Source organism: Geomonas sp. (genome assembly GCF_035254065.1).
GTDB lineage: Bacteria > Desulfobacterota > Desulfuromonadia > Geobacterales > Geobacteraceae > Geomonas.
Genome location: NZ_DATFBA010000233.1, coordinates 1 through 9483 on the forward strand (window position 1 = coordinate 1; position 9483 = coordinate 9483).

At 60.2% G+C, this 9483-nt stretch carries 5 protein-coding genes and 2 pseudogenes; 5 read left to right on the plus strand and 2 right to left on the minus strand.

Annotated elements, in window-relative coordinates; translation table 11 throughout:
* Window positions 1-431, minus strand: a pseudogene (locus VJ604_RS10955) (hypothetical protein); the annotation flags it as partial.
* Between the two features lie 366 nt (window positions 432-797).
* The gene (locus tag VJ604_RS10960; RefSeq protein ID WP_324082431.1) at window positions 798-1301 is read right to left on the minus strand and encodes a DUF2231 domain-containing protein; all 504 of its coding nucleotides are present in this window, start codon (window positions 1299-1301) and stop codon (window positions 798-800) included.
* 591 nt (window positions 1302-1892) lie between these two features.
* On the opposite strand from VJ604_RS10960, the gene VJ604_RS10965 reads away from it, so the two are divergent.
* The 5 genes and pseudogenes from VJ604_RS10965 to VJ604_RS10985 all read left to right on the plus strand — a co-directional run.
* Entirely contained in the window at window positions 1893-6101 is a 4209-nt protein-coding gene (locus tag VJ604_RS10965; RefSeq protein ID WP_324082433.1) for a chemotaxis protein CheB, read from the plus strand.
* Between the two features lie 208 nt (window positions 6102-6309).
* The gene (locus VJ604_RS10970) at window positions 6310-6960 is read left to right on the plus strand and encodes a response regulator (RefSeq protein WP_324082436.1); all 651 of its coding nucleotides are present in this window, start codon (window positions 6310-6312) and stop codon (window positions 6958-6960) included.
* Between the two features lie 439 nt (window positions 6961-7399).
* Window positions 7400-8749 (plus strand): NADP-specific glutamate dehydrogenase, encoded by a 1350-nt coding sequence (gdhA, locus tag VJ604_RS10975; protein WP_324082437.1) that lies wholly within the window; start codon window positions 7400-7402, stop codon window positions 8747-8749.
* 218 nt (window positions 8750-8967) lie between these two features.
* Window positions 8968-9231, plus strand: a complete 264-nt coding sequence (locus VJ604_RS10980) for a hypothetical protein (RefSeq protein ID WP_324082439.1) — start codon at window positions 8968-8970, stop codon at window positions 9229-9231.
* 31 nt (window positions 9232-9262) lie between these two features.
* Window positions 9263-9483 (plus strand): annotated as a pseudogene (locus VJ604_RS10985) (OmpA family protein); the annotation flags it as partial.

The following is a 9483-nucleotide window of genomic DNA, read 5'->3' on the forward strand; positions in this document are numbered from 1 at the left end:
ACGAAATCGAGGATGAGCTTCATGCCCCGCTTGGCGAGCTCCTTGCGGGCCGCGGCAAGTCCCTTAGGGCCGCCGAGATGGGGATCGACCTGGTAGTTCCTGACGCAATACGGGGAGCCGACGTTGTCGGCATCGGTGAAATCGGGAAGCGCCCGGCGAAAGTCGGCAAGGAGCCCCGGGTTCGCCCTGGCAACCCGGATGCCGGCGGGGCTGCGCTCCCAGACCCCCATGAACCAGACGGCGTCGAAGCCGAAAGAGGCGATGGCGTCCCACTCCTGGTCGGGAACGTTGGCGAGGGTGACTGGACTCTTCCCCTTCGTCCCCAACTCCTGGAGCCAGACCCAGGTGTTGATCTCGTAGATTACCGGTCGCTTCGGCCAACTCTCCATGGTTTCCTCCTCCTCGATGTGATCGGCTCCCGTAGAATCCATGAAAGTCGTTTTCCCCGCGACTCGCTGCACGGAAGAAAATTAAAGTTTAATGCAAATTTGTGAAGTTGCATCCACCCGTGGCCACCGGTGACTGCACCGTCACCAACTTTTTTTGCGCTGTGGGGAGTGGCGTAGTTGACGAAGCAAACTCATCTGCGGGGAGGCTGGAAACAGCAGAGAAATCCACCAATTTTCAGGAGGGAGTATTGCCTGAAGCTCTGTTGGGCGCGCCTCCTGTTCGTACGGAGTGCCAGGCAAACATCGCTCTCTGAAAAAAGGCCCTCGGCAATCGCCAAGGGCCTTTTGTTTGCTGTTTCGGTAGAATTTTACCTGTTCCCGAAGAGATTGCTCTAGGCTGAGAACGGGTCAGTGGCGATGATGAAGGTGGAGCCCGAAGATGTTCTCCCGCCCTTCCTCGGGTTTCTGCGCCTTCAGTTCGTCAACCGGCAACACCGCTACGCCATACCGGTAGACGATCTCTCCGCCCAGCCACCCGGAGGCCAGCAGCAGGATGACCGAGAGGATCGAGAGGACGAAGGGGCCGGACGCGGCCGGTTCGAGGTTCCTGCGCCAGAAGAAGTTGATCACGTACAAGGTTACCAGGGTCAGGTTGATGGTCATGTGCCAAAGTCCGATCCTTTTGGCGTGGGACGGTGGCAGGAAGTACAGGTCGAAGAACCCCGGTACTGCCGCCAGCAGCGCTCCGATGATACCGGCGGCCATGCTGTAGAAGGCGATGGTGTCCCAGGTGAGGTTGCTGGTGGCGCGGTAGATGATGTCGCATGCCAGTGAGAAGATCCAGAGTCCGATAGGTATGGTCACCAGTATCGGATGCAGCGGGTGTCCCGCTAGGTTCGTTTTTCCTATCATGTCTACCTCCCCGTCTTTGCAGACTTTCGTGGTAGGTCCTCTAACTCCCGCTTTTAGCGTAGTCCAGAACGATTTTTAATGTCAAAGGGAAGCGAAGCGGCGAAAAAGTCGTTGGCCAGACTAGACACCGCTGGCCGGCAGCGGCGAGCTTTACGTGCACTATGGGGCAGAGATCACGGAGTGGGCTTCGGAGCGCCTGCTGCCGAAGCAGTGTAAGGATGCGGCTGACTGCGCCGGCTGCAGTTGCGGCTGAGGAGGGCTTTAGGGCGTTACTTATAAATAGGAGCCAGACTGTTGCAGGGGAGAGGGGGAGATACCAGGTGTTAGCTAACGGGCATCACATTAGCCGTGACGGAGAAAGGTCCCATTTCCCCGCGAATCACGAAAAGCTGCTCGCCACCGTCACCATCAGGGGGGTAAAAACGGAAACCCGTTTTCCATATTTCCCAAATACCTGTATACACGGGCATTTTTTTGCGTACCAGCCTCGCTAACTCTTGCAAAAGATGTTCGGTCCACCGTATAGTGGATGGCAGGCTACCATCCGAGAAAACACGCAAGCCGAAAGCAGACGTTAAGGAGAACACGTTGATGGATACACCCACCGAGGTACCCACCTCGCCGCAAGTAAAGCCCTCTCTTATCGTCGCCATCGGCGCATCGGCCGGCGGTCTCAATGCGCTGGAGCAGTTCTTCGACAACACCCCCCCCGACACCGGCATGGCATTTGTGGTGATCCAGCACCTGTCGCCGGATTTCAAGAGCCTGATGGACGACCTGCTGGCCCGCCACACCTCCATGCAGATCTTCCGGGTCACCAACGGCGTGGAACTGCAGCCCAACTGCATCTACCTGATCCCGCCCAAGACCAACATGACCATCAGCGACAACAAGCTCTACCTCACCGAGAAGATAGCCACCCAGCATCTGGAGCTTCCCATCGACATCTTCTTCAGCTCGCTGGCCGAGGAAGCAGGCGAGCGTGCGGTGGGGGTGGTGCTCTCGGGTACGGGGTCGGACGGCTCGCGCGGGGTGGTCGCCATCGACAAAAACGGAGGGCTGGTGGTGGTGCAGTCCCCCGAGTCCGCGCAGTTCGACGGCATGCCCCGCAACGCGATCGCCACCGGGGTCTGCGACTTCATCCTGGCGCCGGACCGCATCCCGCGGGTGCTGGTGGAATACGCCATCAGCCCGCTCATGGTGCGCACCAAGATCCATCGCGATCTGGAGGTTTTCGAAGACGAGGGGGAGTACGCCTCCATCTTCGCGCTGCTGCGGCGCAGCTACAAGCTCGACTTCTCCAAGTACAAGGCCTCCACCGTAGGCAGGCGCATCCGCCGCCGCATGGAGTTTCGGCAGATTCGCGAGGTTTCCGATTACGCCGCCATCGTCTCGGGCGACCAGGAGGAGCTCGAGCAGCTCTACCGGGACCTGCTGATCGGGGTGACCGAGTTCTTCCGCGACAAGCACTCCTTCGATTTTTTAGAGGCCAACGTGATCCCCTCCCTGTTCGCCAACCTGCAGCCGGGGGAGGACCTGCGGGTCTGGTCGGCCGGTTGCGCGACCGGAGAGGAGGCGTACTCGCTCGCCATCCTGATCGCCGAGAAGGCGGAGGAGCTCGACTTCAACGGCAAGATCACCCTGTTTGCCACCGATGTCCACAAGAGTTCGCTGGAGTTCGCCTCCCAGGGGCTCTACGACCGCGCCCGGCTGGGCAATGTGAGCCTGGAGCGCCTGGAGAAATTCTTCAAGAGGGAGGGGAGCGACCTGTTCCGGGTAACCTCTGACCTGCGCAAGCTGGTGGTCTTTGCCCCCCACAACCTGTTGAACGATCCCCCCTTCACCAAGCTCGACCTGGTCTGTTGCCGCAACCTGCTGATCTACTTCCAGCCGGAGGTGCAGGAGCGGGTGATCTCCCTGTTCCACTTCGCCCTCAAGAAAGGTGGCCTGCTCTTTTTAGGGAGCAGCGAGGGACTGGGGACCTTTGTGGGCGAGTTCGAGGTGGTCGCCAACCAGCACAAGCTGTTCAGCAAGATCCGGGACCTGAAGCTCGCCCTCAACATCGAGGCGAACCGCGTGGAACGGATGCAGTCGAGCATCCCGGTCACCGTCTTCCAGCCCGCCAGCAGCCGCATGGTCAGCATCGACCGGCAGGTGCTCTCCGACTATGACAACCTTCTGCGCAGGCACATGCCCCCCGGGGTCCTCATCAACGAGAACCGGCAGATCATCCACTACTTCGGCAACATCGCCGAGTACCTGAAGATGCCGGAGGGGAGGGCGGAGCATAACCTGCTGGCACTGGCCGAGGACAGACTGCACATCGCGCTCAGCACCGCGCTGCAACGGGCCGAGAAGAGCCGGCAGAATGCGGTCACCCAGAACGTGAGGGTGGGGCACGGCAAGGAAGAGCAGCTGATCGACCTGACGGTGGCGCCGCTTTTCGACGAAAAGACCCACACCACCCACTACCACGTCTATTTCGAGCGGTTGCGGCAGGCCGGCCCCCCTCCCCCCTCCCCGGAGGAGGGAGACAGCCGGGAGGCCTACCTCGACGTCGAGCACTCCTTCCGCCAGCACATCGCCGACCTCGAGATGGAGCTGCAGTCGACCCGCGAGAGCCTGCAGACCACGGTGGAAGAGCTGCAGACCAGTAACGAGGAGCTGCAGGCCACCAACGAGGAGCTTTTGGCCTCCAACGAGGAACTGCAGAGCACCAACGAGGAGCTGCACTCGGTCAACGAGGAGCTCTATTCGGTCAATTCCGAGTTCGAGCGCAAGAACCTGGAGCTGAAGCTGCTCAACAACGACCACGAGAACCTGCTCGGGAGTCTGGACATCGGCACCGTCTTCCTCGACCGCCAACTGCGCATCCGCAAGTACAACCCCGCCATCGTCTCCTTCTTCAAGCTGATGCCGCAGGACATCGGCCGCCCGATCGACCACATCGCCTACCACCTCTCCCGCCAGGACGAGATGCTCGCCGACATCAAGAAGGTGCTGGCCACCGGCGCGCCCATCGCCACCGAGGAGCAGACCCGCGACAACACCTGGCTCCTCAAGCGGGTCCTCCCCTTCCGTTCCGAGACCGGCCAGGTCGAGGGGGTGGTGATCACCTTCACCGACATCAGCACCATCAAGGCCGCCGAGTTCAAGGTGCTGCGGCTCAACGAGGAGCTGGAGCAAAAGGTCGAGGAGCGGACCGCCGAGCTCAAGCGCGAGATCGAGGAGCGGTTGAAGGTGGAGAGCATGCTGGCCGCGGCGCGGGACCACTACCTGGGGATCCTGGCCGAGGCGCCGGTGCTGATCTGGCGCACCGATACCGAGGCCCGCTGCGACTGGTTCAACAACACCTGGATGGACTTCACCGGGTGCAGCGCGAACTGCGGCGACCACTGGCTGCAGGCGATCCACCCCGACGACCTCGAGCGCTGGGGGATGGCGAGATCGGCGGCCTTCCAGAAGAAGGAGCCCTTCGAGATCGAGTACCGGCTGCAGCGCCACGACGGCGAGTACCGCTGGATCCTGGACGTCGCCCGTCCCTACCGCCAGCTGGACGGCAGCCTGGCCGGCTTCATCGGCTACTGCTTCGACATCACCGACCGCAAGCAGGCCGAAGCTGACCAGATCCAGGGGCGGGAACTGGCCGAGGCCGCCAGCCGGGCCAAGAGCGAGTTCCTCGCCAACATGAGCCACGAGATCAGGACCCCGATGAACGGCATCCTGGGGATGGTGGAGCTCCTCTCCTACACGGACCTGAGCGAAGACCAGCGCGAGGGGCTGGAAGTGGTGAGGGTGTCGGCGCAGAGCCTGCTTGCCGTGATCAACGACATCCTCGACCTCTCCAAGATCGAGGCCGGCAGGGTCGAGATGGAGTCGCGCGAGTTCAGTGTCAGGACCTGCATCAATGACATCATCAAGTCGCAAAGCGCCAGCGTCCACGCCAAGGGGCTCACCTTCGCCACCGAGATCGGCAGCGACGTCCCCGAACTCCTCAAGGGGGACGCGTTGCGCCTCAAGCAGGTCCTGCTCAATATCGTCGGCAACGCGATCAAGTTCACCAACAAGGGGGGGATAACCATCGCCGTCTCGGTGGACGGCCGCATCGACGACATCACCTCACTGAAGATCAGCGTCACCGACACCGGCATCGGTATCGACCCTGCCGCCATCGAGGCGATCTTCGCCCCTTTCTCCCAGGAGGACATGTCGATTTCCAGGAAGTTCGGAGGGACCGGTCTCGGGCTCTCCATCAGCAGGAGCCTGGTCGAGTTGATGGGTGGGCGGATCTGGGCAGAGAGCAGCAAGGGTGGGGGAAGCAGCTTCCACATGCTGATCCCCTTCTACCAGCCAGTCGGGGAAGGGAGCCCTCCTGCCAAGGCCGACACCCCCGCCAGAGCAGCCTGGCAGGGGAAGCCGCTCAACATACTGGTGGCCGAGGACAACCAGATCAACCGGGACATCACCGTCAAGATGCTGGCCAGGTTCGGCAACAGCATGGAGACCGCCGAGGACGGCAAAATTGCCGTCGAGAAATGGCGAAGCGGCAGTTACGACGTGATCCTGATGGATGTCGAGATGCCCGGCATGGACGGCATAGAGGCGGCCGGCATCATCAGGCAGGAGGAGACCCGGCTGGGGCAGCGGATCCCCATCATCGCGCTCACCGCCCACGCTTTCAAGGATGAACGGCAGCGGCTGGTCAGTGTCGGTTTCGACGGTTACGTCTCCAAGCCGATGAGCCTGCAGAGCCTGATCGATGAGATCAACCGTTGTATCCAGACTCAAAGTGACCTTTGACCCCCTCTGAGGGAGGCCCCCTCGGAAGGGGCGCCTCCCTTCCATTCCCCGGCGCGGTGAGCGCCCCCGTCAGTCTTGCCTTCCAACTTCTCCCTACGGTATAATCGCTAATGAGACGAAAGCCTCAGAGGAAGCCATCGGGTGCCGGCCCGTTGTTCCCTCCAGTAGCCGGGCGGCCCCGAACAGGAACCAGAAGGGGGGCACTGCTATGAAAGTGAGGATTGTGCTTGCCGACGACCACCGCATCGTGAGAGAGGGGGTGCGGTCGGTGCTGGAACAATACGAAGACTTAGAAGTGGTGGGGGAGGCGACGGACGGCGAAGAGGCCGTATCTATGGCACGGGAGCTGACCCCTGACCTGATCCTGATGGACCTGTTCATGCCCAAGCTGAACGGGATAGAGGCAACCAGGCAGATAATCGAGGAGTCGCAAGGGGTCCATGTGCTGGTGCTTTCCATGGAGTCGGGGCGACATTTTGTGGTGGAAGCGCTCAAGGCTGGAGCCGGCGGTTACCTGCTCAAGGATGTGGGCGCCGATGAACTGGTCACCGCGATCAGAACCGTGGTGGGCGGCGAACACTACCTGCCGGCCAAAGTGACCAACATGCTGCTCAGCGAGTTCATGCGGCGGATTCCCGACCAGGAGGATTCGCGATGGGAGCTGTTGACCTCACGCGAGAGGCACATCCTCCAGCTGGTGGCCGACGGCAAAAGTGCCAAGGAGATCGCCCTTGCCCTGGGGGTGAGCCAGAAGACGGTCGACAACCACCGGATCAGCATCATGAAGAAGCTCAGCCTGTACAGCATCGCGGAGCTCACCAAGTTCGCCATCAGGGAAGGCCTCTCCTCCCTCAATTGAGGCGTGCTGGACGGGGGGGCGCGGAGGTAGCCGACAAAGCCGCCCGGAAAGTTTTTCACGGCCGGAAGAACCGGAGCGGAAACGACGAAAGGCCCCTGGCATGACGCCAGGGGCCTTTCGTTTGCTATGACAGCAGCTTCCCGAAATATTTTATGATCATCTAATTAAATTTATGCCTCGCTGATGGAGAAGTGCCTGCCTAAATAAGCATCACATGTGCTATAGGTAACAATTTTAAAAAACCAAAGATTTTGAATTGTTGCGGTGCAGCGTCTGCCTTTAAAAACATTATTGCCTAATAAAAAGGCATTTCTGTGCAAAAAATGGGCAGAATATGCTTGATTTTTATACATGTAATGCGTATAAAACTGGCACCTTTGAGGGCGCCAACTGTGCTGGCACCCCAAATAAATAACGGTTGGTTCATTCAGGAGGGGTTATGTCTGTACAGATGGACGAGAAGATCGAACCGATTTTTCAGGAGGTCTTGCGCCGCAACCCGGCGGAGGTGGAGTTCCACCAGGCGGTCCGCGAGGTTCTCGAGTCGCTGGGGCCGGTGCTGGTGAAGAATCCGGAATTCGGGGAGCGCAAGATCATCCAGAGGATCTGTGAGCCGGAGCGGCAGATCATCTTCAGGGTCCCCTGGCAGGACGATTCAGGCGAGGTCCACATCAACAGGGGCTTCCGGGTTGAGTTCAACAGCTCTCTTGGCCCCTACAAGGGTGGGCTCCGGTTCCACCCGTCGGTCTACCTGGGGATCATCAAGTTCCTGGGCTTCGAGCAGATCTTCAAGAACTCCCTCACCGGGCTCCCCATCGGCGGCGGGAAGGGTGGTTCCGACTTCGACCCCAAAGGGAAGTCGGACAGCGAGATCATGCGCTTTTGCCAGAGCTTCATGACGGAGCTGTACCGCCACCTCGGAGAGCACACGGACGTCCCCGCTGGAGATATCGGTGTCGGCGGCCGGGAGATCGGCTACATGTTCGGCCAGTACAAGCGGATCACCAACCGTTACGAGCCTGGCGTGCTGACCGGCAAGGGGCTTGACTGGGGTGGATCGCTGGTGAGGACCGAGGCGACCGGCTACGGCGCCACCTTCTTCGTGGACGCCATGCTCAAGGTGCGCGGAGACTCCTTTGACGGGAAAATCTGCACGGTATCCGGGTCGGGGAACGTGGCGATCTACACCATTGAGAAGATCCATCAGCTGGGGGGCAAGTGCGTGGCCTGCTCGGATTCCAATGGCGTGATCTACCACGAAAAAGGGCTGGACATCGACCTCATCAAGGAGCTCAAGGAGGTAAAGCGGCAGCGGATCGAGGAGTACGCAAGCCATTACAAGGACGCCCGCTACACTCCCGGCGGCAACATCTGGGAAATACCCTGCCAGGTGGCCATGCCCTCGGCTACCCAGAACGAGATCAACGGAAAAGACGCGGCGCGGTTGGTGCGTAGCGGCTGCATAGCCGTGGGTGAAGGTGCCAACATGCCGACCACGCCCGAGGGTGTAAAGATCTTCCTTGAGTCGAGGATTGCCTATGGTCCGGGCAAGGCTGCCAATGCGGGCGGGGTGGCCACCTCGGCGCTGGAGATGCAGCAAAATGCCTGTCGCGACGCCTGGACCTTCGAGTTCACCGAGAAGCGTCTGGCGGAGATCATGAAGAACATCCATGACCTCTGCTACGAGACCGCCGACGAGTATGGCACCCCCGGCAACTACGTGAACGGCGCCAACATCGCCGGCTTCATCAAGGTCGCCAAAGCGATGGTGGCTCACGGCCTGATCTAGCCCAACGGCAGCGGTGGGATAAGTGGGAGGGCGGCTCGAACTGCGGGCCGCCCTCTTTGCGCGACAGGGGCGGAACGCGGCGGGTGGCAGTTTCTTGGAGAGAGCGTGGCGCTAGCGGGACAATGTCTGCTGATCTGCCGCAAAAAGCGCAAGGGTGACCGCAGTAGTTACCATCACTGCGACGAGTCGTGGGCTCCATGCCTGCATAGGTCTCCCAGGTGCAGAAAGGCTGTATAGAGTTTCTGGGCGGCTTCGTCGTCGGAAGTATTGATCACGATGGTCTTTATTTTGAGACTGCTACTGCTCGTACTGTAATCAAGATGCTTATTGAAACTGAGAACGAGAAAGGCAGTATAGTCGTGGCTGGTTTTCGATTCCTGCGGGTTGATGCTGGACAGATCGATGTCGCTGTACTTGATGTCATAGAAGCTGCCGACCGGGTATTTGCCGGCAACCGTATACTCCAAGTTGCAACGATCTAACTTAATGTATCCATAGCTCTCTTGCCGGTAAGTGGACGTACTGCTGGTCTATCCGGGCTCCATAGCGAAGGGTGAGGCTGCAACCCTTACCTGGACCTCGGAAAATGCCACTAACTGCGAGATACAACCGGGAATCGGACCGGTCAAACCGCAGGGCTCCATGACCATAACACCTGCGGAATCCACGGCCTACAAGCTGACCTGCACCGGTGCCGGTGGTTCAGTTACCAGCGCGGCAGAGGTCTCCGTCAC